Origin of the sequence: Haloferax sp. S1W (genome assembly GCF_044593955.1) — an archaeon.
Taxonomy (GTDB): Archaea; Halobacteriota; Halobacteria; order Halobacteriales; family Haloferacaceae; genus Haloferax.
Map to the genome: position 1 here is coordinate 2,067,801 of NZ_CP172595.1, position 26,257 is coordinate 2,094,057.

Sequence of the window (26,257 nt, forward strand, 5' to 3'; positions counted from 1 at the left end):
ATTAGGTGGGCAGCGGCCCAGCGTTTGTGTGCCACATCATATCTTCCACTAGCAACAGATTTTTATAGAATCACAAACAATCAAGCGATGACTATGAGCCAGCGAATGCAACAGGGTCAGCCGATGATCATTCTCGGTGAAGACTCCCAGCGCGTCAAGGACCGCGACGCGCAGGCGTACAACATCCGCGCCGCTCGAGCGGTCGCCGAGGCGGTACGCTCCACACTCGGACCGAAGGGGATGGACAAGATGCTCGTCGATTCGATGGGCGATGTCACCATCACCAACGACGGTGTCACCATCCTCAAAGAGATGGACATCGACAACCCGACGGCCGAGATGATCGTCGAAGTCGCCGAAACCCAAGAGGACGAAGCCGGCGACGGAACGACGACGGCGGTCGCTATCGCGGGTGAACTCCTGAAGAACGCCGAGGACCTCCTCGAACAGGACATCCACCCGACGGCCATCATCCGCGGGTTCAACCTCGCCGCCGAGAAGGCCCGCGAGGAAGTCGACGACATTGCAGAGCACGTCGAACCCGACGACGAAGCACTCCTGAAGAAGGTCGCCGAGACCTCCATGACGGGCAAGAGCTCCGAACTCAACAAGGAGCTTCTGGCGGACCTCATCGTCCGCGCCGTCGAGCAGGTCACGGTCGAAGCCGACGACGGTACCTACGTCTCTGACCTCGAGAACATCTCCATCGAGACGCAGACCGGCCGCTCCGCGTCCGAGTCCGAACTCCTCACCGGTGCCGTCATCGACAAGGACCCCGTCCACGACGACATGCCGGTCTCGTTCGAGGAAGCCGATGTGCTCCTCCTCAACGAGCCGGTCGAAGTCGAAGAGACGGACGTCGATACGAACGTCTCCATCGAGAGCCCCGACCAGCTCCAGAAGTTCCTCGACCAGGAAGAGGCGCAACTGAAGGAGAAGGTCCAGCAAATCGTCGACTCCGGTGCTGACGTGGTCTTCTGTCAGAAGGGCATCGACGACCTCGCCCAGCACTTCCTCGCCAAGGAAGGCATCCTCGCGGTTCGCCGCACGAAGAAGTCCGACATCAAGTTCCTCAAGAACATCACCGGTGCCGCCATCGTCTCGGACCTCGACTCCGTCGGCGAAGCCGACCTCGGGCTGGCGTCCATCCGCCGCGACGACGACGACGAACTGTTCTACGTCGAAGGCATCGGCGAGGATGTCCACGGCGTCACCCTCCTGCTCCGCGGTTCGACCGACCACGTCGTCGACGAACTCGAACGCGGCGTCCAGGATGCCCTCGATGTCGTCGCTGCGACGGTTACCGATGGCCGCGTCCTCGCTGGCGGCGGTGCCATCGAAGTCGAACTCGCCTCGCGCCTCCGCGACTACGCAGACTCCGTCTCCGGCCGCGAGCAGCTCGCTGTCGAGGCGTTCGCCGACGCGCTCGAACTCGTCCCGCGCGTGCTCGCCGAGAACGCCGGTCTCGACTCCATCGACACGCTCGTCGACCTTCGCGCAGCCCACGAAGACGGCCAGATTCGCGCTGGTCTGAACGTCTTCACTGGCGAAGTCGAAGACGCCTTCGAAGCTGGCGTCGTCGAGACGGCCCACGCCAAGGAGCAGGCCATCGCCTCCGCCTCCGAAGCCGCAAACCTCGTCCTCAAGATTGACGACATCATCGCTGCTGGTGACCTCTCCACCGGCGGCGACGACGACGAAGGCGGCGCACCCGCTGGCGGCATGGGTGGCATGGGCGGTATGGGCGGCGCGATGTGAAATTGGATAGGTAATCCAATTCCACATGAGCTGCCGGGCGTAGCCCGGCAACGCGATGTGAAAGTCGGAGGAACCGACTTTCCATAGGCCACCGAGCTTCGCTCGGTGACGCCGATGTGAAGATAGGCACCCAACTGCCACACTAACACACGCTCTCTTTCCCCCACTAAACCGCCGTACCGCACGACGACCCGATTATTTTTGCAGGTCTAACTGCCAGACAGCGGCGGCACTGTCACTGGTCTCCCCCCACGTGACAACAAATCACACAGCAGACAAGTTGGATAATTCTCTCACTTTTTCCAATAGCCTTGGACTTCCATGCAGAAATAGAACGAACTAAGTAGGAGGTACGGCAACGTTTCCCTATGCGTACGACGCTGCTACTGAACAAAGACGACGTTCACGCGAACGTCCAGATGCCGGAACTCATCTCGGCTATCGAAGACGCGTTTGCGGCCTACGAGTCTGGAGACGCCCAGATGCCGCCAAAATCCTACATCGACCTGCCGCAGTACAACGGCGACTTCCGGTCGATGCCCGCGTACCTCGACGCAGGCGACTGGGACGCAGCAGGCATCAAGTGGGTCAACGTCCACCCCGACAACGGTGAGCAGTTCGACCTGCCGACGGTCATGGGCACGATGATTTACTCCGACCCCGAGAACGCGTTCCCCCTCGCGCTCATGGACGGGACGGAACTGACGATGCTCCGCACGGGCGCGGCCGCGGCCGTCGCGACCGACTACCTCGCCGTCGAAGACGCCTCCTCGATGGGTATCATCGGTGCTGGCGTCCAGTCGTACACGCAACTTCGCGCCATCAGCGAAGTCCGCGACATCGAGGAAGTCATCGTCTCCGACCTCGACGAAGAGCGCGTCGCCGACTTCATCGACGCCTTCGAAGACGAGTTCGACATCCGCGCTGGCTCCATCGAAGAGGCCGCCCAGTGTGACGTGCTCTCGACGGTGACGCCCGTCGAATCGCCCATCGTCCCGCGTGACGCAGTCGCCGACCACACCCACATCAACGCGATGGGTGCGGACGCCGAGGGCAAGCACGAACTCGCCGACGAGGTTCTCCTCGACGCCAAACTCGTCATCGACGACCACGCCCAGACGACCCACTCGGGCGAAATCAACGTCCCGTACCACGAGGGCGTCCTCGACGACGACGACATCTTCGGCGCTATCGGCGAAATCGTCGTCGGCAACAAGGACGCGCGCACCGAGGAAGACGGTATCACCGTCTTCGACTCGACGGGGCTTGCGATTCAGGACGTTGCCGCCGCTCACGTGGCCTACGAACACGCCATCGAGAACGACAACGGCTACGCGTTCGACCTGCTCGGCCTCGCCGAGGAGTAAACGCGACTCCCCACGACTCCAGCGGCCGGGTTCAGTGTCTGGCTATTCTCCCGCGCCGCGTTGTTCAGACAGGTAGCCGAAGGCTTTCGAGAGCACGTACGCTATCACGAAAAAGGGTAAGAGCGGAACCAACAGGACGGCGAGGATGAGAAACATCGCCCATCCGACGGAATCCATTTCACCGTCCGGTCGACTACCGACCCTGGGCGTAACAGTGTGATAGTCGTCCTCCTCCGGCAGAGTCAGCTGTTCCTCTTGGCTCATGTGAATAAGTACGTGCGGAAAGCCGATAAGATGACCGCTGTATCCGACGCTATCGGAAGTTCACGCGTTCGAGAACGTCTGAAAAAAGTGGGCCGAGCGGTGGTCGCCTATTCGAGGTGAACCGCGGGGCGGAACGGAATCGCCTTCGAGGCGCGGTCCGCGGGGTCGACGATATCGGCTGCGTCCTCGGCGAACACTTCCACGTCGGCGTCGAATTCGCGGGAAAGGAAGTCCGCGGCGCGCTCGTAAAGTTCGACCTCGTCGAGGTCGAGTTGTGCGCGCAGGGTGTCTTCGTCCTGTCCGCGAGTCTGGCTTACGAGGTCCTGTACGAGGTCGTTGACCGCGTTGCCCTTCTCACGGAGGTCGGGGTTCTGCATGACCTGTCCCATGATGGCACCCACGTTGTCGCCTTGGTCCACCACCGTCTCGAAGACGGTGCGCTTCCAGTCGGCGGCGACGTAGACGCGAATCGTCTCGGGGTCGGAGTCGGTCACGTCGATGATGTCGCGGACGTCCTCGGTCAGGCGCTCGACCTGTTGTTCTTCGAGTTCGACCGTCTCGTCGTCGAACTCGGTGTCCGGTTCCGGCCACGGTGCGTCCTCGGCCGGCGTGCCGGTCAACTGCTCGTGGAGTTCGTTCGTCATGAACGGGACGAAGGGTGCGAGCAGTCGCAGACGCGTTTCGAGGACCTGTCGGAGCGTCCACTTCGCGGCCGGCCGGTCGAGGTCGGTCCGGCGGCGGTACCACCGAAGCGACTCCTCGAAGTTGTAGAACGCCGCCTGGCTGGCAGACCGCGTCTCGGCGTCCTCCATCGCGTCGGTCACGTCGCGGACGGTGTCGTTGAGCTTCGAGAGGAGCCATCGGTCGACCGTCTCCAGTTCGGGCTGTTCCTCTGGTCCGGGGTCGGCGATAATCTCCTGTGCGCGGCTCCAGAAGCGTTCGAGCTGATTGGAGACGGAGCCGACAAGGTCGTCGCGCCAGTCGTAGTCCTGCCACGGTTCCGCGGAGTTGAGCAGGAAGAACCGGACGGTGTCGGCACCGTACTTCTCGATGGCCTCGCCGGGGAGGACGACGTGTCCCTTCGAGGAGGACATCTTCTCGCCTTCGAGCAGTCCCATCCCCATGATGACGATGCCCTGTGGCCACTGTGGCTCGTCGAACAGTTCGCCGTGGTGGAACTGGTAGAACGTCAGGTGGTTCGTGATGAGGTCGTTCGCAGAGAACCGGTAATCGACGGGGTACCAGTAGTCCCACTCCTCGCGGAGTTCGAGCGCCTGCTCCGGAGCGTCGTCTACGGCCTCGGGGCCGTAAAACAGCGTGTCGAAGAAGTCCTGCGTGAGTTCCTCGGTCGGAATCTCCTGCAGGCGGTGGGCGATGGTGTAGTACGCCATGTAGATGGTCGAGTCCGAAAGCGGCTCGATGACGAACTGGTCGTCCCACGGCAGGCGGGTTCCGAGCCCGTAGTTCCGGATACACGGCCACCCGTTCAGCCAGTCGATAGTGTGATGGTACTCGTCGCGGGTGTTGTCCGGGATGGCGTCGAGTCCGTCGGCCACGTCGTGGGCGAGTTGCTTCCAGTCCTCGTCGTCGTACGAGAGGAACCACGTGTCCTGTTCGGCGACGACCACGTCACCGCCGCAGCGACAGACGACCTCTTCGGAGAACTCCTGCATCACGTCGAACTGGCCAGACTCGATGCCGTCGGCCTTGAAGTCGTCGCGGGCCGTCTCGACGAGGTCTCCGGCGTACTCACCGTAGAACTCCTTGAGGTGGCCAGCGTGGAACTCCTTGTTGTAGAGGTCCTTGGTCGCCTTTTCCAGAGCAGGGTCGTCCGAAGACTCGATACCGCGGTTCTCGACGATGGACTGCGCGGGAATCTCGCCGTAGTCGTCGTCCTCGGAGTCGATGTCGAGAATCGGAATTGGCTCGATGTCGGCGACTTCCTCGGGGTCGATGCCGAACGATTCGAGGTAGTCGGTGTCGGCTTTCGCCTCCTGCAGCGCCACGTAGTCGTCGGGGCTGTGTGCCGGAACGGACATGACGACGCCCGTCGCGTTGTCGGCGTCGACGAACGAGGCAGGGAGGACCAGTACGTCGTCGCCCGTGACCGGGTTTTCGACGGTCTGGCCGACCAGTTCGGCACCTTCGACAGTCTCCAGAATCTCCACGTTGCGGGCCTGGTACTCCAGTTTGGCCGCGCCGTACTCGGAGAGGAACCACGTCTCGCCGTCAACGTCGGCGACGACGTAGGTCGCTTCGGGGTCGATGTAGGCGTTCGTCACGCCGTGGACCGTCTCGGGGCGCAGCGTCGCCATCGGGACGACGACGGACTCGCCCTCGCGTTCCCAACCGAAGCGAATCAGCGTGTACTCCTGGAACTCCGCTTCCTCGCCTTCGAGCAGGTCGTGGGTCGTGACGGGTTGCTCTTCGTTCGTACAGAACTTGACGGGGTGGAGACCCTTCTCCAGTCGTCCGCGCTCGCGGAGCGTCCGGTATTGCCACTCGATGAACTTCGAGTAGCGCTCGTCGTTCGTGGTGAACTCGCGCCGCCAGTCGATAGAGAGACCGAGCGACTGCATCCCCTTTTTGTAGTGTTCCTCGATGAAGTGGTGTGCCCACCCCATCGGCGTCTCCAGTTCGGGGAGGGTCTCCTCGGAGATGTTGTAGGTGTCCTGCAGAACGGACAGTTGCTTTTCTTCGCCCTTTTTCAGGCGCTCGACAGCGCCGATGATTGGCGTTCCGGTGACGTGCCAGGCGATGGGAAAGAGAACGTTGTCGCCCTGCTGGCGTCGGTAGCGAGCGTACACGTCGGGAACGGTGTAGGTTCGTGCGTGCCCGATGTGCATCCCGCCGCTCGGATACGGATACGGAACCGTAACGAAGGTCGCGTCGTCGGCGTCTGCGTCCGGGTCGGCCTCGTATCGGCCGGTCTCGGACCAGCGCTCCCGCCAACGCGCTTCGAGTTCCTGCGGGTCGTAGTCCATATCCGTGGTAGTGGCACCCCGGCCTAAAATAACTCCTATACTCGACTTGCGGGTCTGTCTGATTGCGGCATATATTGCCAACAAATGCCGCACGAGTGGCGTTGACATGGCTTCTCAGAAACAGGATACTCTGTCGATGAAATAGGATACACAGTCGATGAAAACCGAATCGCGTCGCTCACGAGGGTGTTTGGGGCACAAACACTCGTGGGAAGCCACCCGCGAGAATCACCCGTGTGACGACGCCGACTCGCCGCGTACTCTACTCCGACTCGATGCGTATCTCGATTCGCCGCTTACTCGATGTCGATGTGGCGGGAGTCGTCGGGTTCGGCGTCCATCTTGGGCAGTGTCACGGTGAGGACACCGTTGCGGTACGACGCCGTGGCATTCTCTTCGTCGACCATCTCGGGGAGGCGGATGGTGCGGCGGGCGGACTCGTGGTGGCGCTCGCGCCGGATGTACGCGTCCGATTCGTGTTCGTCGCTCAGTTCGCGCTCCGCGTCGATAGTCAGCGTGCGGTTCGCGATGGAAAGCGAGATGTCGGACTTCTCGTAGCCCGGCAGGTCCGCCGTGACGACGATGTCGGAGTCGGTATCGGAGATATCGACAGCCATGTCGTGCATGCGAACCGACGACATCACGCCCGAGCGGTCGAACTGACGACCCATCTCGTCGAACTGGCGGGACATTCGGTCGAACAGCTCTTCGAAGTCGTCAAAGGGGTTGGTACGTCGCATCATAGACAATTCACCAAGGAGTACAGACGCCGTCTGAGGAGATAATCGTTTCCGGACCTGGTATAGCAATTCGCACTGTTCAGGAGTTCTCCGTCCAAGATACGGGAAGAGAGGCCCAGAAGTAGCGTTGAACTGCCGGGTCGATAGATGCTTCCTCACTGGACCGGGTTATTCGATGTCGATGTGGCGGGAGTCGTCGGGTTCAGCTTCTAACTTCGGCAGCGACACGGTGAGAACGCCGTTACGGTACGTCGCCGACACCTCGTCGCGCTTGACCTCCGCCGGGAGCGTGACCGACCGGGAGACAGAGCGGTGCCGCCGCTCTCGTCGCACGTAGTGTTCTTCGTCTACGTCGGTCGACTCGGCGTGTTCGGCCGAAATCGTCAGTTGCCGACCGCGGACGGTCACGTCGATGTCGTCTTTTTCGTATCCCGGCAGGTCGGCGACCACCTCGATGTCGCCGTCGGCCTCGACGACATCGAGGGAAATCTTCTCCATTCTCGCGAGTCCGGTCTCCTCGAACGACCGGCTCATCCGTTCGAACAATTCCTCTATCTCGTCGAATGGGTTTCGCTGCATACGTGCGAGAGTACGTCTCGCAGCCCTAAGAGAGATGTGGCCATTCCCACACGTTAGCGACGGGCGAGGGTCTAGAGAACAGAGCGTGTAGTGGAGGGACCGCAGGACGGGGGTGTAGTAGAAGGGTCGTAGGAAGGACTTAGTAGAGGACGTGGCGCGTGTCGTACGAACCGAGGATGCGAACCCACCCGTTTCGGGCGATTCCTTCGACTTCGTCGAGCGCGGCAGCCATCCGTTCCTCGTAGAGTCCGGCGTCGGCGTCGATGTGGAAGAGGTAGTCGCCGAGGCGGTTTCCGCTCGGGCGCGACTCGATACGCGAGAGGTTGATATCGCGCTCGGCGAACGCTTCGAGGAGTTCGAGGAGCAATCCGGGGTAGTTGGCGTTCGGGTAGACGACGAGCGACGTTTTCCCGCCGGCATCGGAGCGGGCCGATTCGGGGGCGACCACGAGGAAGCGCGTCGCGTTCGACGACCGGTCCTGGATGTCTTCGGCGATGATTTGTAGGTCGTCGCCCACATTGTCCGGGTGGCCGATACCCGCAACCGACGGGTCGGCGCGGGCGCGTTCGACGCCGCGGGCGGTGCTGGCCACCGCTTCGAGCGCCACGTCGGGATAGTTCTCGTCGAGATAGGTCCGACACTGCGCGAGGGCCTGCGAGTGGCTGGCGACGGTGTCGAAATCTTCGGATTGGGCGAGAAGGGCGTGCCGAATCGGCGTGACGATTTCCTGAACGACGCTCACGTCGGAGTTCGCCACGGCGTCGAGGCTCTCGGTGACGCTTCCTTCGATACTGTTTTCGATGGGGACGACACCGCGTTCGAACGAGCCATCGGCGACAGCGTTGACGATAGACGTGACCGATTCGCGGAACGCGACATCGTCGGCGACGGCGCGGGCGGCGCGGTGAGAGTAGGTGCCCGCCGGGCCGAGCGTGACTGCCTGCATGGACACCCCTTGACGCACGGACGACAAAAGCGCGTCGGGGGCGGTGAATTCGGCCTACTGGTCGGCGCAGAACTCGACGAAGTTCCGCAGGATGGTCAGACCGGTCTCACCGGACTTCTCGGGGTGGAACTGCGTGCCGAAGACGGTCCCCGACTCGTTGGCGACAACCGCCGGGAACTCGACGCCGTAGTCGGTCGTGGCGACGATGGCGTTGTCGTCGTCGGGGTCGGCGTAGTACGAGTGGACGAAGTAGGCGTACTCTCCCTCAACACCGTCTACGATAGGGTGGTCGCGCTCGACGTGCAGTTCGTTCCAGCCCATGTGCGGCACCTTCTGTCCCTCGGCGAACCGGACGTTGCGGCCGGGGATGAAGTCGAGGCCTTCGACTTCACCCTCTCCGGCGTGGTCGGCCTCTTCCGAGGAGGTAAGAAGCATCTGCATTCCGAGGCAGATACCGAACACCGGCGTTCCGGCCTTGGCGGCCTCGCCGAGCGGTTCGCGGAAGGGACCGGCGTTTTCCATCCCTTCGGAGAACGCGCCGACGCCGGGAAGGACGATACCGTCGGCGTCGTCGAAGTCGGCCGGGTCGTCGGAGATGATGACGTTTGCACCCGCGCGTTCCAGACCACGTCTGGCACTCCGGAGATTACCAAGCCCGTAGTCGACCATCACCACGTCGGCGAGGGTCTCTTCGGGGGCCTGTGTCGTGCTCATATGTGTACCTTGACGACCGGAGGCAAGTGAGTTTCCGTCCCGGCGACCGTCGCGGCGAGCCACAACAGGACACACGTTCTATGATTACTCACGAGAATCACGAGGTGGCTTAACGACTACCGACAAATATAGAGAAAAAATAGGAACTTTTAATCCCAGTCTGCAAGAGTTTCATCACGAATCACATGTCTTCCCGACGTAGTTTCCTCAAGAAAGCCGGTGCGGCAGGGGCACTCGGCATGGCGGGGCTCAGTGGGTGTATTGGTAGCGTCACAGGAGGGTCCGACTCGGTCAAGTTCCTCCTGACGCCGTCCGAATCTGACGTCGATATCAAAAAACAGTACAAACCGCTGTTCGAGTACCTCGAAAGCGAGGCCAGCGTGACCATCGACTCGGAGGTCGCCGCAGACTACGCCGCCGTCTATCAGGCGTTCAAGTCCGGGCAGGCCGACCTCGCCGACTCCTCTCCCACCATCGCGATTCAGGGTGGAAACGAAGGTGTGACGGAAGTCATGGGAATCCGCGTGGCCTACGGCGCAGCGAAGTATTTCTCGCTCATGACGACGACGGCAGACAGTGAAATCGAGAAACTCACGGACCTGGAAGGTAAGACCGTCGCCTTCGCCGACCGCCTCTCGACGAGTGGGTCGCTTTTCCCCCTCTACATGCTGAATCAAGCGGGGCTCGACACGGGGAACGCACCCGACGGCAAGCCAGAGGACTTCACTGGTCAGTGGTCCGACCACTCCACCGCACGAGAGACGCTCGTCAACCGTGACGAAGTCGTCGCAGCCGGGACGGGCGCGTTTTCGGTCGCATCGCACGTGCCGAAAGACCAGTTCCCCCAGCAGTTCCTCGACATCTCCGCCGAAAACGATGGGGACCTCGGAAGCGAGACGCCCAAACTCAAACTGCTCGCGGCGTCTGACCCCATCCCGCGTGCGCCCATAATCATGCGCTCTGAACTCGACAGCGGGATGAAGTCGTCGCTCACCGACGCTCTCACGAGCGTGACCCAGGACGACCTCATCAACGAGGACCTCAAGGAAGACCAGCAACTCTGGTTTACCGGTGTCGAGTCCGGGACCGTCGAAGACTACGAGCCGATTCAGAAGGTCATCGACACGCTTGGGATCAGCCTCGGACAGTAGTCGAGAGAACAACAATTCCATTGCAGTATCATTTTGAAACTCCCGTGCTCAGGAAGGATAGAGACGGGAAACTCGCGCACACACTATGAGTACCATCGAAGTACGTAACCTCACGAAAGCGTTCGGCGACGTTCGAGCGTTGGACGATGTCTCGTTCACTATCGAGGACGGCGAGTTCGCCGTGCTCCTCGGCCAGTCCGGGGCTGGCAAGTCCACGCTCTTGCGGTGTCTGAACGGTCTGACGAAACCCACGTCGGGCGAAATCCGTATCGACGACGAACCAGTCACCGGTCCCCGAGACGACGTTGCCATGATTTTCCAGCAACACTACGTCCTCGGGCAACTCAGCGCGTACGGCAACGCGCTCACCGGGGCACTCAACCGCACCTCGTTCCTTCGGAGCCTCGTCGGCTGGCACTCACAGGAAGACAAGATGGAGGCACTCAGCGCGCTCGAAACGGTTGGCTTGCTCGACGAAGCCAACCAACGGACACAGAGCATGAGTGGCGGCCAGCAACAGCGCGTGGGCATCGCCCGGGCGCTCGTCCAGCAACCGAACCTTCTTCTCGCCGACGAACCCGTCGCCAGTCTCGACCCCGCGAGTGCCGAGACGGTGATGGGCTACATCCGGAGTGCGGCCGCGGAACGAAACCTCTCTACGTTGGCGAGTCTCCATCAGGTCAACCTCGCCCGCGAGTTCGGCGAGCGCTTCCTCGCGCTGCGCGACGGCGAACTCGTCTTCGACGGCTATCGCGAGGACCTGACGGTCGATGTTATCGACAGAATCTACGGTGACGTGCAGACAGAAGACATTCGTGAGGGGACGGAGGCACACGCATGAGCGACGACAACCAGACTGGCGACCTTCAGTCCGACGGCGGAACGCAGACGCACAACCTCGAAGGTGCGCTTCAGGACATCACGATTACGAAGCGTATCAAGTGGGGCATGGCGTTCCTCATCTCTGTGGTCTTTGGGGTGTTCTTCTTCCGCGCACTCGCAGAGGTTGGCTTCTCCGTCGCGGAAATCGTCTATTACTGGCCGGAGTTCCAAGACGCGCTCGGCGACTTCTTCCCGCGAACGACGCTGTTCGGCGTCCTGCCGTTCGTCGACTTCAACTCGTACTGGCAGTTCATTCAGGAGCGTAATCTGTTCGGTGCAGCCATCGTCACACTCGCGATGGGCTTCGCTGGGACCGTCCTCGGCGTCCCCGGCGCACTCATCCTCGGTGTCCTCGGGTCCGAACGCGTCACGCCCTACCCGTTCAACTTCATCTTCCGCGGGACGATGAGCGTCATCCGCGCGATTCCGGCGCTCGTCTGGGCACTCATCTACATCCCACTCGGTGGTGTGTCGCCGTTTACGGCGACGCTCGCCATCGGTACCGACACGATGGGGAACCTCGGTCGCCTCTTTACCGACGCCCTCGAAGAAGTCGAAGACGGCCCGATAGAGGCTATCGAATCGACCGGCGCGAACCGGCGGCAGACCGTCGTCTTCGGCATGCTCTCGCAGGTCTTTACGCCCTTCATCGCGTGGACGATGTACATCCTCGAAATCAACACGCGAATCGCCGTCACGATGGGTCTCATCGGCGGTGGCGGTATCGGGTACATCCTCCAGACCCAGCGGAGCCTGTTCAAGTACACGAACATGATGGCGACGATTATCGTCATCTTCCTGCTCGTCATCTCCGTCGAGTTCATCAGCCAGCGTGTCCGGTCGTACATCCGCGGTGAAGAAGAGGGAACGAGCTTCCTCAAACTCGTCTTGGAGTTCCCCCAGCGAATGGCCTACTCCATGTGGAAATAGCGCACCAACACGCCTCGCATAATCCTTTTTCCAGTTCGTCGCATCCGAGAGAGCGCATGCGGTGGTTCTCACACTCGTCTTCGTCTCCCGTCGCACTCGCCGCGCTGGTCGCTGCGAACGCTGTGCCACTCGTCGGCGTCGTCTGGTTCGACTGGAGTCTGAAGGCGCTGCTCGTCGCCTATTGGCTGGAAAGCGGGGTCATCGGTCTGTTGAACGTCCCGAAGATTCTCGCCGCAACCGGCCGTGGCGACGACGGGCCCTCCGTCTCCGCGACCATCAACGGTCGGCAGGTAGACCTCTCGCCACCGGAGAATCCCCACCACGGGTTCCACCTCTATCCCTCGAACATCCCTATTGCGGGCTTTTTCACCATGCACTACGGAATCTTCTGGGCGGTCCACGGCGTCTTCGTCTGGACGTTCGACGCATTCGTCGGCGGCGACATCGGGGGCGTCCCGCTCCTCCCGGTCGGCCTCGCAGCGGGCGCGACGCTCGTCAGCCACGGCGGGTCGTTCGCCGTCAACTTCGTCGGCCGCGAGGAGTATCGGTCCGTCTCACCCGGCAAGCAGATGTCAGAACCGTATCGGCGGGTCGTCGTCCTCCATCTGACTATTATCCTCGGTGCCTTCCTCGTCGCTGCGTTGGGGACACCCGCCGCAGCGCTGGTCGTCATGGTTCTCGTGAAGACAGCGCTTGACGTGGGAGCACACCTGCGAGAACACGCGCGGGCGGACGACCGCAGAGAGAAGACACAAGATGCGACAGCCGAGCCGTCCGGCACCCGCGAAACGACTGCAGCGGGTCGTTAGAAGTCGCCCAGACTCGACTGCCCACTCGACGAATCGGCCAGTCCAGACAGTTCTGCGGCCCGCGAAATCGTCTCAAAAAAGCCCTCACGCTGTCCACGGTCGTAGAGCGTCGCGGCGGGGTGAACAGACAGAAGGACGCGGTACGACTGGTCACCGAGGCGGGCATCCGCGACCGACCCTGCTTCCTTCGTGATGGCGACAGACCGGTCGAGCAAGTGCTGCGAGGGGACCTTCCCGAGCGTGACGACGAGGTTCGGGTCTACGAGTTCGAATTCCCGGGCGAGGTACCCACGACAGTTCGATAGCTCCTCGCTCCGTGGGTCGCGGTTTTCCGGCGGGCGACAACGGACACAGTTCGTAATACGAACGTCCGCGCGCGCGAGTCCGGCCTCGCGGAGCGCGTCGTCGAGGACGGTTCCCGAGCGGCCGACGAAGGGTTCGCCGCCTTCGTCTTCTTTCGCGCCCGGTGCTTCGCCGAGGAAGAGCAGGTCGGCGTCGTCGGGACCGACCCCGTTGACGATTCGACTCCGCGACTCGACGAGTTCCGGGCACCGCTCGCAACCGGTCACGCAGAGGCCCTCCATGTGTTCCATAGTCGGGTCGAGGAGGGCGACGGCTTAATCACCAACGAACCGTCGCGCCGCCCGCGCGGCCATCCGCGCCACGCGAATCGGCTCTGGTCGTCCGCCGGTGGGTGTGAACGCCCGAACGACGCGCTCGGCCTCGTCGGCGTCACAGCCTGCAACCCGCACGAACAGGCGTTCGTCGTTCACCTCGACGGGTGTTCGGGGCGGTGCGTCGCGGTAGACCGCGAGACGGTCGTCGAGAGCGGTTCCAGAAAAGTGCTCTCTGAGCGCCGGTTCGAGACCATCGCTCGCTTCGAACGAGACGGAGACGACTGGGCGGTCGAGTTCGGCGGCGAGTCGGCGAATATCGACGAGATTGAACCACGCGGGCGCGATACCGGAGACGAGCAGATACCGGGCGTCTTCGCGGCCGAGTGACGACCACAGCGATTCGATTGCGTCGGTTGCGTCGTCGCCGCCGACCGTACACGTCTCGAAGGCGAGTCCGTCGACCACACGGTCGGCGCGAACGACTGCGCCACAGAGAACACTCGTCGGAGGAGATGCCACGTCTCGACTCTCGGCAGTCGTCGACTCCAAAGAAGCAGCGTCGTCTGGTCTGGTAACCGATTCGTCGCTCGCGTCAGGCGCGGTGCTAGTGGGCGACAGGTCGGCGTCTCCGTCGTCAGTGCTTCCGACGTACGATTCAGCGATACCCAGTACGCGCGTCCCTGCTTTCACTCCTCTTTGATGTCTTTGAGTTTGTCGAGCAACTCGTCGTTCGACGCGCCAATCTCGAAGTCGATTTCCCCCTCGTGTTTGGCTTCACTCGTCTCTACACCGTCTTCTTCGTCAAAGTCGACGTTCTGGTCGCCCTGCTCAGACTCGTCGTAGCTCCCGAATCCCATACATCTAGTTATTAGGGGGCGACTGTGAAAAATGGTTTGCCGCACGAAACCCGGTCGTGGGGTGACGTGCCTACTGATTTTTTTCGGTTCAGTTCGTATGTGACGTATGGACGTTATCCCAGTCACCGCCGACGCTGAGGTGTTCACGTGCAACGCCTATCTCGTCCTCGGCGAGCGAACCACCCTCGTCGATGCCGGGGCGATGCCAGGAGTGGTAGATGTCATCGTCGAACACACAGACCATCTCGACGCCGTGGTCGTCACCCACCAAGACCACGACCACATCGGCGAACTCGACGCCGTCGTAGAGCGATTCGACCCGGACGTGTACGCCTACGCGGACCATCCGCTTCGAACGCACGAACTCGCAGACGGCGAGACGGTGCTCGTGGGCGACGACGAGTTCGAAGTCGTCTACACGCCCGGCCACACCGACGACCACGTCTCGCTCGTGAGCGGTCGGGTGCTGTTCTCCGGCGATGTCGTCGTCTACAACGACAACGCGTTCGAAGACGGGAGTTTCGGCAAGACCAATCGTCCGGGAAGTTCTCGGGAACGACTCATCCGGAGCCTCAGGATGCTACTCGACAGACTCCCGGCGACAGTCGAGACGATGTACGCGGGCCACGGGGACGCCTTCGAGACCGAATCCGGCGGCGACACCGTCCGCGACGTTATCGAACGCGCCCTCGAACGGGCCGAACGCCGCGAACCAAAGTATCCGGAGGCCTAAGATGGCGACCGCTCCGTCGAACGGCGAAGACCTGACGCAACTCCACTACGTCGGCGTCGTTCTCGCGGCCATCACGGGACTGATTCACCTCGCGCTCGGTGCCGGGTCGCTCGCTTCGAATCTCGCCGACCCGCTGGGGCTGGCATTCATCGCGGCGGCCGCGGGGTTCGCAGGCGGTATCGTCGCAGTGCTTCGTGGCGACGAGCAACTTCGCTCGCGGGCGATTCTACTCGGCATCCCGTTCGTCGCCGGACAAGTCGTCCTCTACGTCGCGTTGAACTGGCCAAACATCTTCGGCATCGGCGGCATCGTCGACAAAATCGTCCAGCTAGCGCTCATCGGCGTGTTGTTCATGCTATACCGTCGAGAATCGTAGGAAGAACGGAGGCGCTTACGCGGCGCGGCGTTCCTTCGACTTGGGTCGAAGGTGTTTGTAGCCGCACTTGCGGCACTTCTTGGCGCGCTTGGGGTTGCGTGCGTTACATCGCATGCAAATCTGCTTTTCGAGCGTCCGTTCCGTCGCAGCGTCACTAGCCATGGTTACGATTCCCCGCGCCGGTCGTATAACGCTTGCGAGACGGGGCGCAACAGACATGGCTGACGCTCGCGGCGTCGTGTGGATGGTTCAGTGAGAAGTCGCGGGCGAGTGCGGGCCTACGCGCCAGCCTGCTTGAGCGCGTCTTCGAGGTCTTCGCGCTGCGTTACGCCCACGAATCGGTCGACGATACCGTCGTCGTTTTCGATGATGAGCGTCGGCAGAGAGCGAACCTGGTACTGGTTGGCAATATCCTGCTCCTCGTCAACGTCGACCTTCTCGAAGGAGACCCCCTCGTAGTCGGCCTCGAGTTCGTCGAGGATTGGGTCCTGCGTCTTACATGGGCCGCACCAGTCCGCGTAAAAGTCCAAGAGTCGAACAGTCATCGTATCCCGGCGAAGGTTGCTTGCCCCCGCGCATAAGGATTACTCATGGGGTCGCACGTTCCGCTTCGAGGGGTGTCCGAGCGCGACATTCGGCGGGCCTGTCACGCCCGCGAGCCGAAACGTTTAGGCGGTGGACGCACAGACGACAGAGCATGAGCAAGGGCCAGAACTCTGGCGGCCTGATGTCGAGCGCGGGTCTCGTCCGCTACTTCGACGCCGAAGACCGCAACGCGATTCGTCTCGACCCCAAGACAATCGTCGCAACGGGCGTGCTGTTCGGCATCGGCATCCTGGTGCTGAACGCACTCGCGTTCTGACGACGGACCGCCGACGAACGGACGCTTTTTGTCCTCGCGTTCCGGAGTTTCGACCATGAGCACGCTACGCGCCGGTGTCGTCGCCGTACAGGGCGATGTCACCGAGCACGCCGACGCTATCGAACGGGCAGCGGACGCCCACGGTGTCGACGCGGACATCGTCGAGATTCGAAGCGCGGGTCTCGTCCCCGACTGCGACGTTCTTCTGCTTCCGGGTGGCGAATCGACGACCATCTCGCGCCTCCTCGACCGCGAAGGTATCGCCGAAGAGATTACGGCACACGTCGAGGCCGGAAAGCCCGTTCTCGCGACCTGCGCAGGGCTCATCGTCTCGTCTCGCGACGCGAAAGACGACCGCGTACAGACACTCGACATCCTCGACGTGACCGTCGACCGCAACGCCTTCGGCCGGCAGGTAGACAGCTTCGAAGCCCCGCTCGACGTGTCGGGTCTCGACTCGCCGTTCCCCGCGGTCTTCATCCGAGCGCCCCTCATCGACGGCGTCGGCGACGACGTGGACGTACTCGCCGAGTGGGACGGCAACCCCGTGGCCGTCCGCGACGGGTCTGTCGTCGGGACGTCGTTCCACCCCGAACTGACCGCCGACAGTCGCATTCACGACCTCGCGTTCTTCGACGAACTCGAAGTCGAAGTCGAGGCGTAAGTCGCACACGGCGGCTTCGACCGTCACGACCACACACCGTATCCGCCGGAACCAGAGAGCCTTTTTCTGCCCACGTCTGTTTCGGACCATGGACGCGGACACCCCGACAGACGAGGTTCTCGACGAACTCTTTGCGACCATCGAGTCGCGGAAGGCCGAGTTACCCGACGACTCCTATACGACCACGCTCTTTACCCACGAGAAAGGCGAGAACTACGCCCTCGAAAAGCTCGGTGAAGAGGTGACAGAGACCATCCTCGCGGCCAAAGACGACGACCGGGAGGAACTCCTCTACGAGAGCGCGGACCTCGTCTACCACCTGCTCGTCGTGCTGGCGATGCACGACGCGTCGCTCGACGACCTGCGCGATGAGTTGAAAAAGCGGTTCTGAGTCCCTCGTTTCTACTTGAATTCGATGCCGAGGTCGTGCATCCCCTCGTTGTTCTGTGCGACGTTGATGAGAAGCGGGGTCAGCGCCTCGATTTCGCTGGCGTTGGCGAGGCCACCGGCGTCGAGAGGTCGAAGTCCCTCGATACCGTCCGCGAGGAGTCGCACTGTCTCTTTCGCGTCGGGGTCGTCGGCGACGAGAAGCGTGTCGATGCCGAGGTCAGCGTCGAGGTCGGCGAGACGACCGGCCGCGAGGTTGTGGAACGCGCCGACGACCGGAACGTCCTCGGGTGCCGCGTCGGCGACGAGTGCCGTCACACTGCCCGCTTTCGGCGGGTGGTAGTGGAAGCCTTCGTCGTCGCGCTTGATTCCGGCGGCAGGTGTGACGAGCACGTCGCCCTCGGACAGCGAGTCCGAGACGGCTTCGATGGTGTCGGCGACATGGTACGGCGGCACCGCGAGGACGACGACCGATGCGCGGTCGGCGGCCATCTCGTTCGCGAAGCCGTTTACCTTCACGTCGCGGCCGCGACTGGAGAGTTCCGTCTCGTACTCGTCGGCCTTCGCGCGGGCTTTCTCGGGGTCACGCGACCCGATGATGACCTCGTGGTCCGTGTGGTAGGCCCAGCGGAGGGCAAGTCCTTCGCCGATGTCGCCGGTCCCACCGAGGAGTGCGATTCGCATACCACCACGTGTGAACCCCGGCGACCTAAAGGGTTACACGTCGGAGGGTTCTGCCACGAATCGAGACACACCGGGTGACGAAGGGACGCGACTCACTCGTCGTCCGGTTCGATGACGCCCTGTACGCGGGCGAACCCGTCACGGTAGACCAGCCACCACGCCATGGCCGGCGCGAGGAGGAGCGCCGGGCCGACGAGAAGCAGTTGTGTGAATGGGTCCGGCGGCGCGAGGACTGACCCGACGACGAAGACGACTGCATCGAGCGCGAGGAGCGTGACAATGAAGGCGCGGAAGTGACCCATCAGTCGCCGTCCTCCGGTGTTGCCGACACCGACATCAGTCGAGGAGGTCGGGGACTTCGTTCACGTCTTCGACGACCGCAGCGGCCCCGATTTCGGAGAACTTCTGTCGCCCCTCGTCGCCGGTCAGGCCGCCCGAGAGGACGCCGACACCGTAGTATACGCGTTCGGGGTCCGCCGCGTCGGCGTTCAGGGCGGTCTTCACGTCGTCGAGGGTGTCGCCGACGAAGACGACCGATTGCGCGCCAAGCCGTTCGGCGACAGTCACGAGCGCGGCCGGGTGCGGCTTGCCTTCTTCCCAGTCGTCCATCGTGAATCGGTGGTCGTCGTCGAGTTCGAGTCCGACGCGGTCGAGCGCAATGTCGGCCTCGGCCGAGGGGCGACCCGTGACGACACCGAGTTCGCGGCCGGAAAGCGCGTCGAGCGTCGCCTGTTCGAGCAGCACGGGTTCGTCGTGGATGTAGCCAGACGCCTCGAACGGCGGGTCACCGCCTTCGAGGTCGCGGTAGAGGTCGCCCCCGAGGTAGAGTGCCTGAAACGTCTCGCGCAGGGCGGTCGGGTCCCACTCGTCGAAGACAGTGTCGGGGTCATCGAGGACTGCTTCAACCACGGCTTCCGCCGCATCGAGGCCGCCGCCGCGTTCGGCAATCTGGTCGGTGAACTCCGAGAGTGACAGGTCTTCCTCGCGGGTTGTGAGAACGTAGAGGGCCGCGGCGTAGGTCAGTTCCCAGTCGTTGTTGAACCCGCCCGCGTCCTTGAACTGCTGGACATCCTCGCGCGAGATGGTCTTTCCGTACAATCGTTCTACCGACTCGACGATGGCGCGTCGGTACGAATCCGCAACGTCGACGAGTACTCCGTCGATGTCGAGGACGACAGCGTCCGCGTTCATACTGGAACGGTGAGACGAGAGAGCAAGTGCCTTACTCTTGGTGGCGAGGACAGCAGTCACCCACGACGACCACGGGGGACGTCGGTGGCGACAAAGAGCGTGTCTTCGGCGAGTGGTTCGCGGCGCACTGGAATCGAGGGTTCGTCGTACCCGAGTGTCGTAAAGAGGAACTCCGCTCCTGCGCGGCGGGCGACACGGGCCGCCGACCGGTGGAGTTCGATGGGGAGGTTCAGCGCATAGATAGCATCGACACCCGCGTACGGGCCGAGGTCGTTGGCGTCGGCGCGGGCAACCACGTCGTCTCGAACGAACTCGATATCTTCTTGGATTGACACTTCGTAGACATCGACGGCGACGACATCGACACCCTGTTCGGCCAGTCCAGCGGCGACGCCGGGTTGTCTCCCGATGCCGACCTCGACGACGCGTTCGTACTCCGACAGTCGGTCGACAAGCGCGTTACACAACGAATTTCTCACGGCGGGATATTTATCACGCGCGCCCGCTTAATCCCTCGCATGCTTGTCGATATCGTGCCCATCGGAGATGTCTCTGCGGGGGTCAAACGAGAGGCGTCTGCTGGGCTTCGGTCCGTCTACGATTGTGACGTGACCGTTCACTCGAATCAACCCCTCCCCGAGGGCGCGTTCGATAGAAGTCGAAATCAGTACCGGGCGGAGCAGTTTATCGAACTCGCAAGTCGCGTCGGGCGCGGTGAAAAGAACATCGGCATCACGGCGAAGGACCTCTACTACCGCCGCCGAAACTACGTCTTCGGTCTCGCGTACCTCAACGGTAATGGTTCTGTCATTTCGACGTACCGTCTTCAGACCTCTTCCGACGGTGGTATCACGACCAAGCCCGCCGAAGAAGTCCTCTCGGACCGCGTCCGCAAGGAAGTCGTCCACGAGATTGGGCACACGCTGGGGCTCGAACACTGTGACAACAACAAGTGTGTGATGTCCTTCTCACCGACGGTCCGCGAAGTCGACGTGAAAGAAGAGAATCTCTGTGGCTCCTGTAGCAGACTCGTTCACTAGTTCGTCTGGCCTCCCCCTTTTTTCTCGTTTCGGCACCTGTATTCAGGTATGAACTTCATCGTCGCAATGGACGGGTCGGAACCCGCCGAGCGCGCGCTCGACCACGCCCTCACGATACTCAAGCCGCTGGACGCACAGGTCACTGTGGTCCACTCCGTGGAACCGCACGTCCTCGTCGAAGGCGGCGACGAACCGGTTTCGGGAGTCGCCGGGACGGGCGACCGAATCTTCGCGGAGAGCCTCGAAGACGCGGAAGTTCGGGCTGAGGAAGTTCTCGAAGCGGCCGCCACGCGTGCCACCGACGCTGGCGTGGAAGCGGCCACCGAACTCCTCTATGGCGACCCCGTGGAGTCGATTCCGGAATACGCGAAAGGCGTTGACGCCGACGGCATCTTCGTCGGTCACCGCGGTCTCGACGAGCGGTACGAAGGGCTTGTCGGCAGCGTCGCCAAGGAATTAGTCGAGCGGGCGTCCTGCCCGGTCACCGTCGTCCGCTGAATGCATCGACTCGACGGGTCCGCGGGCGGCGGACAACTCCTCCGCACCGCGCTTTCGTTGTCCCTCGTGACTGGCGAGGCGTTCGAGATGAACCGCATTCGCGGGAACCGGCCGAATCCGGGCCTCCGCCCGCAGCACGTCGCCTGCGTCGCGGCGGCGGAATCCGTCGCTGACGCCGAAGTGTCCGGCGGCGAAGAAGGCTCGTCGACGCTCCAGTTCACCCCGCATACGGTTCGCAGCGACCCCGTCGGTGTGTCCGTCGGCACCGCCGGGAGCACGACGCTCGTCAGCGAGACGCTGCTTCCCGTCGCCGTCGCACTCGACGACCCGCTGCAACTCACCGTGACCGGCGGCACCGACGTTCGGTGGTCGCCGCCGGTCGATTACCTTCGATACGTAAAGCGGCCGCTCTGTTCGACCTTCGGCGTCGAGTTCGACGTCGACGCTCAGCGCCGCGGGTTCTATCCCGCTGGCGGCGGCCGACTCTCGATGCGCGTCGTCCCGTCGGACCCGGTCCCGCTGGCGCTCGATGCGAGACCGCCGCTGGACGACCTGAGCATCTACTCCGTCGCTGGCAACGCACTCGCCGACGCCGCAGTTGCCGAACGGCAGGTCGAAGGCGTCAAAAGTGTGCTCGAAGACGCTGGTGTCGGGATTTCGCCACGGGCGTCCGTCTCCTACGTCGAAAGCGACTCGCCGGGAACAGCCGTCGTCCTCGTGGGTCGGTGTGGAGACGTGTTCGCAGGGTTCGACGCCTACGGCGAGCGCGGCGTCCCGGCCGAATCAGTGGGCGCGCAGGCGGCCGAGGCGTTCGTCGACTGGGACCGCGGCGACGCTCCCGTGGACCGGCACATGGCCGACCAACTGCTCGTCTGGGTTGCGCTGGCTGGCGGGGCAGTCCGGGTTCCCGCCGTCACGGAACACGTGCGCACGAACCTCGATGTGATTCGAGCCTTCGGCTACGACGTGGCGGTTCGAGAAACAGAGACGGGCGCAGTTATCGAGGGGTAGTTCCCGAGAAGTTCGGGTTTTTCGTCAAGGCGCGTAGGTTCCGGTCAGTCGCGCCTCGTCGAGGACGTGGCCCTCGATGGCCGATTCGAGGTCTGCTTTCGTCGCCCCGGTCGCGAGGTCGAGTTCGGTGTCGAGGGCGTACAGCACGAACCGGTAGGTGTGTTCTCGGTCCGGTGGGTTGGGACCGCCATAGCTGCGCTCGCCGTAGCTGTTCTGTCCTTCGACCGACCCGGAACCGCCACTCCCCTCATCGAGGTTCATGGTCGCCGGGTCGATGTTCCAGACCACCCAGTGGTCCCACACCTTCCCCGCCGGTTTCACCGCGTCGGGGTCGTCCATCACGAGCGCCAGCGACGCCGCGTCGCTCGGAACGCCCGAAATTCGCAACGGCGGACTCGTGTTCTCGTTCGTGTAGCCGTGCGTTCTCGGTATCTCGTCTCCGTCGTCGAACGCGGGACTCGAAAGCGCGAGTCCCCCGGATGCGTCGCTCTCGTCTGGTGGTGCCATATGACATACTTGGCGAGGGAGTGACAAAATGGTTCGTTCGCACGACCTGACGCGTTCTGCGTGGGTCGCGGGCGGCCCACGGTCTGGGGAGACAGTCAGCCGAACACCGACTGTGGAGAGACAGTCAGCCGAACACCGACTGTGGAGAGACGGTCAGCCGAACACCGATACCGTCGGGGTCGGTCAACGTCAGGCCACCATCGGTCTCCTCGACTGAGTGTCCGCGTCGCTGAAGCGACTCGCGGACGGCGGTTAGGGTGTCGGCGTCGGGGACGACGACTTCGAACCACTCGATACCACGGGCGTCACTAGCGGGGTCGCTCCGTCCGTTCCAGTGGTTAAGACCCACGTGGTGATGGTACCCACCGGCGGCGACGAACGCCGCGTTTGGGTACCCGTCGTCGCGGAGGTTCATTCCGAGCGCGTCGGTGTAGAACTCGGCGGCGCGGTCCACGTCAGTCACTTCGAGGTGGACGTGCCCGAGGTCGGTTCCTGTCGGGGCGACTTCCTCACCGCGAGCGTCCGCGAGGACTGATTCGAGGTCCAGCGGAAGCGTGTCCATCGCGACGCGCCCGTCGTCTTTCAGCGGCCACTCCTCACGGGGTCGGTCGCGGTATATCTCGACGCCGTTCCCCTCCGGGTCGCGGAGGTACAGCGCCTCGCTCACGAGGTGGTCCGATGCGCCCGTCAGGGTTGCACCGTCGCGGATGCGAGCGAGCGCGTCACCGAGTGCAGGGCGGTCGGGCACGCGAATCGCGAGGTGGAACAACCCTGCCTCGCTCCCAGGTCGCGGCGGGGCGTCGGGGTCTTCGTCGAGGACGACAAGGGGTGTCCCTCCGTCTGAGTGGACGGCGCGGGACCCATAGCGTTCGACTTCGAGGCCGACCACGTCCCGATAGAACGGGACGACTCGGTCGAGAGAGCCGACACGGAGCGCGACCCGGCCGAGCTGGGTCGCATCCGTAAGTGTCGGCGTCTCGGTAGTGGTGTCAGTCATAACCGACTCTTGGTGCGTGAGCGGCAAAGGCATGCCAGTGACACGGGTGTAACTGACGAGAGTGGTGACTGTCGTTGCAGCGTCTGCGAGGAGTGCGGCTGACGAAATGGAAACGCGAGTTCGTCCGCGTTGTGGACGACGAGTCCGACTATTCGGCGTAGTAGTACTCGCCGGAGCGCTTCTGCTCGCGGTCGAGTTGCGAGTCGGGCTTGTTGATTCGCGGGCGGGAGGTGCGCTCGTCGCGGCGGAACGTGATGTCGAGGTCCGACAGGAAGTCGTTCATGCCGTCGCGCATCTCCTGCGGCTTGGAGGCGTGCCCGTGGACCGACGGTTCGCCGTCGAAGACCATCAGGCGGTCGGCGAGCAGGTCCATCATGTAGATGTCGTGGTCGATGACCATGACCGTCGCGTCGTGGTTCTCGGCGTACCGGCGGATAGCGGAAGTGGCCTGCACGCGCTGTTCCACGTCGAGGTGAGCCGATGGCTCGTCCAGCAGGTAGAGGTCGGCGTCCTGCGAGATACACGCCGCGATGGCGACGCGCTGGCGCTCACCGCCGGAGAGGTCGGAGAGGTTGCGCTCCATGATGCGGTTGAGTTGCAGCGGGTTCGCCACCTCGGTGTTCCAGTACGACGACCCGAACTGGTCCGTGATGGACGACAAGAATGCGTCCACGCGCATGTGCTGGTCGATTTCGATGTACTGCGGCTTGTACGAGATGTCGAGTTTGAAGTCGAGGTCGCCTTCGTCGGGCGTCAAGTCGCCCGTGAACAGCTTCGCGAGCGTGGACTTCCCGATACCGTTCGGACCGACGATACCGAGCACTTCGCCGTTGTAGATGGTCCCGGAGTCGACATCGAGCGAGAACTCGCCGTCGCCGTAGGACTTGCGAATCTCGGGGTACTCGATGAGCGGCGTGGCCTTCGAAGTCTCGCGCGGCGCGTGTTCCTCGAAGGTGATGGCACCCGGGCGGATGCGCATGTTCTCGTTGGTGAGGTAGCCCTTGAGATACTCGTTGATGCCATTTCTGACCGACTTGGGGTCGGTGACGACACCGTACGCGCCGGGTTCACCGTACGCGACGTGGAGCGTGTCGGCGAGCAGGTCCAAGATTGCGAGGTCGTGTTCGACCACGAGGACCGCCCGGTCCTCGTCTTCGGCGAGTTCGCGGATGAGACGCGCCGCAGTGACGCGCTGGCCGATGTCGAGGTACGGCGTAATCTCGTCGAGGAAGTAGAAGTCTCGGTCGCGGGCGAGTGTCGCCGCGAGCGCGACTCGCTGAAGCTCCCCACCGGAGAGCGTGTCGATGTCGTTGTCGACGACTGGACCGATGTCGAGGCGCTCGATGTAGGAGTCGAGGGCACCGCGTTCGTCGGTCGCATCGAGCAGGTCGATTGCTGTCCCGTCGAACTGCTTGGGAATCTGGTCGACGTACTGGGGCTTCCGGGCGATAGAAACGTCGCCGTCGCGGACGCTCTCGATGTAGTTCTGGAGTTCGGTACCCCGGTACCGGCCGAGAACGGCTTCCCACGTGGGTTCGTCGTCGTAGTTCCCGAGGTTCGGGACCATCTCGCCCGCGAGGGCGCGAACGGCGGTGGTCTTACCGATGCCGTTCGGTCCGAGAATCCCCGTCACGGCACCCGATTCAGGGACCGGAAGACCGTACAGCGAGAAGGCGTTCTCGCCGTAGCGGTGGGTCGGGTCTTCGTCGAGTTCCGAGGGGAGATTGATAATCTCGATGGCGTCGAACGGACACTTCTCGACGCAGATACCGCAGGTCTCGCCGAGGCAGATTTCCTCGGAGATGCGGACCTGGTCGGGACCGCCCTGTTCGGCGTCCTCACCGCGAAGCGTGATGCACTCTTTTCCCGTCCGGTTGGGCGGACAGAAGTTCGAACACTCGTAGCTACAGCGGTCAGGCGAACATCGGTCTAAATCGACGACGGCGATACTATCGTCTGCCATGATTACAGCTGAACACCCGACGTCAGCAGAATCGCGAACGAGATGAACCAGAGCGCGAAGGTCATGAAGACGATGTAGAGGTAGTCTTTCACGCCGAAGTCGCTCACGTCGACGCCGATGACGCGGAGCACCGGGAACTGCCCGAGAACGAACGCTCCGAGGATACCCACGGCCAACTGATTGGTCGCGGCCTCGACGCTCGTTCCCACCAGCACCCCGGAGAGCACCGCGGCGGCGATGCCAGCGAGGCAGGCGAGAGTCGTGACCGTCACTCCGCGGAGATGACTGGAGAGACCGGTCTGCGTTTCCGTGGCCATGTGTCACCGTGCGATACCCGGCGTCAAAAGGCGTTCGTTCCTCCCCTCGGGTCAGCTGATAAACCGTTGTCGGCTACTCTCGGCCAAGAAGATTTATGCTGGTCGCGCGTTTCGATTCGTAACGATGGATGGAACAGAAGAGGAGAGTCTCGACGACCTCCCACCGAGTGCGAAGTTAGTTTTCAAGGTGCTCGAATACAACGGTCCGCTGACCCAGAAGGGCATCGTCGAAGAGTCGATGCTCTCGGCTCGAACCGTTCGCTACGCACTCGAACGACTGGAAGGAATCGGCATCGTCGACGAAGATGTCTACTTCGCCGATGCTCGCCAAAACCTCTATCAGTTGACCGACCTCGCTCCGAAAAAGGCACAGGCAAAAGCCGACGGCGGCAAAGAGAAAGCCTGCTGCGCGGAATAGCGTCAGGACGT

34 protein-coding genes are annotated in these 26,257 nt (G+C 62.8%); 15 read left to right on the forward strand and 19 right to left on the reverse strand.

The window, feature by feature from the left end:
• The first annotated feature begins 123 nt into the window (after positions 1 to 123).
• Together thsB and ACH9L7_RS10880 are read left to right on the forward strand one after the other, a co-directional pair.
• Positions 124 to 1,758 (forward strand): thermosome subunit beta, encoded by a 1,635-nt coding sequence (gene thsB / locus ACH9L7_RS10875; RefSeq protein WP_396613266.1) that lies wholly within the window; start codon positions 124 to 126, stop codon positions 1,756 to 1,758.
• A 368-nt stretch (positions 1,759 to 2,126) separates the two neighbouring features.
• Positions 2,127 to 3,125: an ornithine cyclodeaminase family protein gene (locus tag ACH9L7_RS10880; RefSeq protein WP_396610727.1), complete on the forward strand. Its 999-nt coding sequence runs from the start codon at positions 2,127 to 2,129 to the stop codon at positions 3,123 to 3,125.
• A gap of 42 nt (positions 3,126 to 3,167) precedes the next feature.
• Here ACH9L7_RS10880 and ACH9L7_RS10885 read toward each other — a convergent pair whose 3' ends face one another.
• The 6 genes from ACH9L7_RS10885 to hisH all read right to left on the reverse strand — a co-directional run bounded on the left by ACH9L7_RS10885 (position 3,168) and on the right by hisH (position 9,352).
• Positions 3,168 to 3,302: a hypothetical protein gene (locus ACH9L7_RS10885; protein WP_396610728.1), complete on the reverse strand. Its 135-nt coding sequence runs from the start codon at positions 3,300 to 3,302 to the stop codon at positions 3,168 to 3,170.
• Positions 3,303 to 3,496: 194 nt separating this feature from the next.
• Complete coding sequence (leuS, locus tag ACH9L7_RS10890) at positions 3,497 to 6,373, reverse strand: leucine--tRNA ligase (protein WP_396610729.1); 2,877 nt, start codon at positions 6,371 to 6,373, stop codon at positions 3,497 to 3,499.
• A 296-nt stretch (positions 6,374 to 6,669) separates the two neighbouring features.
• Positions 6,670 to 7,116, reverse strand: coding sequence for an Hsp20/alpha crystallin family protein (locus ACH9L7_RS10895; RefSeq protein WP_396610730.1), 447 nt, complete (start codon positions 7,114 to 7,116; stop codon positions 6,670 to 6,672).
• Between the two features lie 165 nt (positions 7,117 to 7,281).
• Positions 7,282 to 7,692 carry an archaeal heat shock protein Hsp14 gene (gene hsp14, locus ACH9L7_RS10900; protein ID WP_396610731.1) on the reverse strand — a complete coding sequence of 137 codons (411 nt, stop codon included), beginning with the start codon at positions 7,690 to 7,692 and terminating at the stop codon, positions 7,282 to 7,284.
• A 139-nt stretch (positions 7,693 to 7,831) separates the two neighbouring features.
• The gene (pheA, locus tag ACH9L7_RS10905) at positions 7,832 to 8,638 is read right to left on the reverse strand and encodes a prephenate dehydratase (protein WP_396610732.1); all 807 of its coding nucleotides are present in this window, start codon (positions 8,636 to 8,638) and stop codon (positions 7,832 to 7,834) included.
• Positions 8,639 to 8,692: 54 nt separating this feature from the next.
• Positions 8,693 to 9,352: an imidazole glycerol phosphate synthase subunit HisH gene (gene hisH / locus ACH9L7_RS10910; protein ID WP_396610733.1), complete on the reverse strand. Its 660-nt coding sequence runs from the start codon at positions 9,350 to 9,352 to the stop codon at positions 8,693 to 8,695.
• Between the two features lie 185 nt (positions 9,353 to 9,537).
• Between hisH and ACH9L7_RS10915 the strand changes: the two genes are divergently transcribed.
• The 4 genes from ACH9L7_RS10915 to ACH9L7_RS10930 all read left to right on the forward strand — a co-directional run bounded on the left by ACH9L7_RS10915 (position 9,538) and on the right by ACH9L7_RS10930 (position 13,124).
• The gene (locus ACH9L7_RS10915) at positions 9,538 to 10,503 is read left to right on the forward strand and encodes a phosphate/phosphite/phosphonate ABC transporter substrate-binding protein (RefSeq protein ID WP_396610734.1); all 966 of its coding nucleotides are present in this window, start codon (positions 9,538 to 9,540) and stop codon (positions 10,501 to 10,503) included.
• Positions 10,504 to 10,588: 85 nt separating this feature from the next.
• Complete coding sequence (locus ACH9L7_RS10920) at positions 10,589 to 11,344, forward strand: phosphonate ABC transporter ATP-binding protein (protein WP_396610735.1); 756 nt, start codon at positions 10,589 to 10,591, stop codon at positions 11,342 to 11,344.
• Positions 11,341 to 12,315, forward strand: a complete 975-nt coding sequence (phnE, locus tag ACH9L7_RS10925) for a phosphonate ABC transporter, permease protein PhnE (protein ID WP_396610736.1) — start codon at positions 11,341 to 11,343, stop codon at positions 12,313 to 12,315. The genes ACH9L7_RS10920 and phnE overlap by 4 nt, the downstream gene beginning before the upstream one ends.
• A 56-nt stretch (positions 12,316 to 12,371) precedes the next feature.
• Positions 12,372 to 13,124: a DUF6498-containing protein gene (locus tag ACH9L7_RS10930; protein WP_396610737.1), complete on the forward strand. Its 753-nt coding sequence runs from the start codon at positions 12,372 to 12,374 to the stop codon at positions 13,122 to 13,124.
• On the opposite strand, the gene ACH9L7_RS10935 is transcribed toward ACH9L7_RS10930, so the two are convergent.
• The 3 genes from ACH9L7_RS10935 to ACH9L7_RS10945 are packed head-to-tail and all read right to left on the reverse strand — an operon-like array spanning position 13,121 to position 14,598.
• Entirely contained in the window at positions 13,121 to 13,717 is a 597-nt protein-coding gene (locus ACH9L7_RS10935; RefSeq protein WP_396610738.1) for a uracil-DNA glycosylase family protein, read from the reverse strand. The two genes, ACH9L7_RS10930 and ACH9L7_RS10935, sit on opposite strands and share 4 nt — an antisense overlap.
• A gap of 24 nt (positions 13,718 to 13,741) precedes the next feature.
• Positions 13,742 to 14,431, reverse strand: coding sequence for a DUF99 family protein (locus ACH9L7_RS10940; RefSeq protein ID WP_396610739.1), 690 nt, complete (start codon positions 14,429 to 14,431; stop codon positions 13,742 to 13,744).
• Positions 14,428 to 14,598, reverse strand: coding sequence for a DUF5786 family protein (locus tag ACH9L7_RS10945; RefSeq protein ID WP_396610740.1), 171 nt, complete (start codon positions 14,596 to 14,598; stop codon positions 14,428 to 14,430). The genes ACH9L7_RS10940 and ACH9L7_RS10945 overlap by 4 nt, the downstream gene beginning before the upstream one ends.
• A 106-nt stretch (positions 14,599 to 14,704) precedes the next feature.
• Between ACH9L7_RS10945 and ACH9L7_RS10950 the strand changes: the two genes are divergently transcribed.
• Positions 14,705 to 15,331 (forward strand): MBL fold metallo-hydrolase, encoded by a 627-nt coding sequence (locus ACH9L7_RS10950; RefSeq protein ID WP_396610741.1) that lies wholly within the window; start codon positions 14,705 to 14,707, stop codon positions 15,329 to 15,331.
• 1 nt (position 15,332) lies between these two features.
• Entirely contained in the window at positions 15,333 to 15,707 is a 375-nt protein-coding gene (locus ACH9L7_RS10955) for a hypothetical protein (protein WP_396610742.1), read from the forward strand.
• A 15-nt stretch (positions 15,708 to 15,722) separates the two neighbouring features.
• On the opposite strand, the gene ACH9L7_RS10960 is transcribed toward ACH9L7_RS10955, so the two are convergent.
• Together ACH9L7_RS10960 and trxA are read right to left on the reverse strand one after the other, a co-directional pair.
• Entirely contained in the window at positions 15,723 to 15,869 is a 147-nt protein-coding gene (locus ACH9L7_RS10960) for a 50S ribosomal protein L40e (protein ID WP_007544643.1), read from the reverse strand.
• A gap of 116 nt (positions 15,870 to 15,985) precedes the next feature.
• On the reverse strand, positions 15,986 to 16,252 hold the full coding sequence (gene trxA, locus ACH9L7_RS10965; RefSeq protein WP_396610743.1) for a thioredoxin: 267 nt from the start codon (positions 16,250 to 16,252) through the stop codon (positions 15,986 to 15,988).
• A 152-nt stretch (positions 16,253 to 16,404) separates the two neighbouring features.
• Between trxA and ACH9L7_RS10970 the strand changes: the two genes are divergently transcribed.
• The 3 genes from ACH9L7_RS10970 (at position 16,405) to hisE (ending at position 17,624) form a co-directional block, all read left to right on the forward strand.
• Positions 16,405 to 16,569 (forward strand): preprotein translocase subunit Sec61beta, encoded by a 165-nt coding sequence (locus tag ACH9L7_RS10970; protein ID WP_396610744.1) that lies wholly within the window; start codon positions 16,405 to 16,407, stop codon positions 16,567 to 16,569.
• A gap of 55 nt (positions 16,570 to 16,624) precedes the next feature.
• Entirely contained in the window at positions 16,625 to 17,233 is a 609-nt protein-coding gene (gene pdxT / locus ACH9L7_RS10975) for a pyridoxal 5'-phosphate synthase glutaminase subunit PdxT (RefSeq protein ID WP_396610745.1), read from the forward strand.
• A gap of 88 nt (positions 17,234 to 17,321) precedes the next feature.
• Positions 17,322 to 17,624 carry a phosphoribosyl-ATP diphosphatase gene (gene hisE / locus ACH9L7_RS10980; protein ID WP_396610746.1) on the forward strand — a complete coding sequence of 101 codons (303 nt, stop codon included), beginning with the start codon at positions 17,322 to 17,324 and terminating at the stop codon, positions 17,622 to 17,624.
• A gap of 11 nt (positions 17,625 to 17,635) precedes the next feature.
• Here the strand turns inward: hisE and npdG are convergent, their stop codons facing one another.
• The 4 genes from npdG to ACH9L7_RS11000 all read right to left on the reverse strand — a co-directional run bounded on the left by npdG (position 17,636) and on the right by ACH9L7_RS11000 (position 19,974).
• Complete coding sequence (gene npdG / locus ACH9L7_RS10985) at positions 17,636 to 18,304, reverse strand: NADPH-dependent F420 reductase (RefSeq protein ID WP_396610747.1); 669 nt, start codon at positions 18,302 to 18,304, stop codon at positions 17,636 to 17,638.
• 92 nt (positions 18,305 to 18,396) lie between these two features.
• A complete protein-coding gene (locus ACH9L7_RS10990; protein WP_396610748.1) occupies positions 18,397 to 18,606 on the reverse strand; it encodes a hypothetical protein in 210 nt (69 codons plus the stop codon).
• Positions 18,607 to 18,640: 34 nt separating this feature from the next.
• Positions 18,641 to 19,495 (reverse strand): TIGR01548 family HAD-type hydrolase, encoded by an 855-nt coding sequence (locus tag ACH9L7_RS10995; protein WP_396610749.1) that lies wholly within the window; start codon positions 19,493 to 19,495, stop codon positions 18,641 to 18,643.
• A 56-nt stretch (positions 19,496 to 19,551) separates the two neighbouring features.
• Entirely contained in the window at positions 19,552 to 19,974 is a 423-nt protein-coding gene (locus ACH9L7_RS11000) for a UPF0146 family protein (RefSeq protein ID WP_396610750.1), read from the reverse strand.
• 39 nt (positions 19,975 to 20,013) lie between these two features.
• On the opposite strand from ACH9L7_RS11000, the gene ACH9L7_RS11005 reads away from it, so the two are divergent.
• The 3 genes from ACH9L7_RS11005 to rtcA are packed head-to-tail and all read left to right on the forward strand — an operon-like array spanning position 20,014 to position 22,044.
• The gene (locus ACH9L7_RS11005; protein WP_396610751.1) at positions 20,014 to 20,535 is read left to right on the forward strand and encodes an archaemetzincin family Zn-dependent metalloprotease; all 522 of its coding nucleotides are present in this window, start codon (positions 20,014 to 20,016) and stop codon (positions 20,533 to 20,535) included.
• Between the two features lie 48 nt (positions 20,536 to 20,583).
• Positions 20,584 to 21,033 carry a universal stress protein gene (locus tag ACH9L7_RS11010; protein WP_396610752.1) on the forward strand — a complete coding sequence of 150 codons (450 nt, stop codon included), beginning with the start codon at positions 20,584 to 20,586 and terminating at the stop codon, positions 21,031 to 21,033.
• Positions 21,034 to 22,044, forward strand: coding sequence for an RNA 3'-terminal phosphate cyclase (gene rtcA / locus ACH9L7_RS11015; RefSeq protein WP_396610753.1), 1,011 nt, complete (start codon positions 21,034 to 21,036; stop codon positions 22,042 to 22,044). It abuts the gene before it with no gap.
• A gap of 24 nt (positions 22,045 to 22,068) precedes the next feature.
• Here rtcA and ACH9L7_RS11020 read toward each other — a convergent pair whose 3' ends face one another.
• The 4 genes from ACH9L7_RS11020 to ACH9L7_RS11035 form a co-directional block, all read right to left on the reverse strand.
• Positions 22,069 to 22,551, reverse strand: a complete 483-nt coding sequence (locus tag ACH9L7_RS11020; protein ID WP_396610754.1) for a YbhB/YbcL family Raf kinase inhibitor-like protein — start codon at positions 22,549 to 22,551, stop codon at positions 22,069 to 22,071.
• 124 nt (positions 22,552 to 22,675) lie between these two features.
• Positions 22,676 to 23,548 (reverse strand): VOC family protein, encoded by an 873-nt coding sequence (locus tag ACH9L7_RS11025; RefSeq protein ID WP_396610755.1) that lies wholly within the window; start codon positions 23,546 to 23,548, stop codon positions 22,676 to 22,678.
• 148 nt (positions 23,549 to 23,696) lie between these two features.
• Positions 23,697 to 25,511, reverse strand: a complete 1,815-nt coding sequence (locus ACH9L7_RS11030) for a ribosome biogenesis/translation initiation ATPase RLI (protein WP_396610756.1) — start codon at positions 25,509 to 25,511, stop codon at positions 23,697 to 23,699.
• A gap of 2 nt (positions 25,512 to 25,513) precedes the next feature.
• On the reverse strand, positions 25,514 to 25,828 hold the full coding sequence (locus tag ACH9L7_RS11035; RefSeq protein ID WP_396610757.1) for a hypothetical protein: 315 nt from the start codon (positions 25,826 to 25,828) through the stop codon (positions 25,514 to 25,516).
• Positions 25,829 to 25,952: 124 nt separating this feature from the next.
• Here ACH9L7_RS11035 and ACH9L7_RS11040 point away from each other — a divergent pair, with 124 nt between their 5' ends.
• Positions 25,953 to 26,246 carry an ArsR family transcriptional regulator gene (locus tag ACH9L7_RS11040; protein ID WP_396610758.1) on the forward strand — a complete coding sequence of 98 codons (294 nt, stop codon included), beginning with the start codon at positions 25,953 to 25,955 and terminating at the stop codon, positions 26,244 to 26,246.
• Positions 26,247 to 26,257 lie beyond the last annotated feature (11 nt).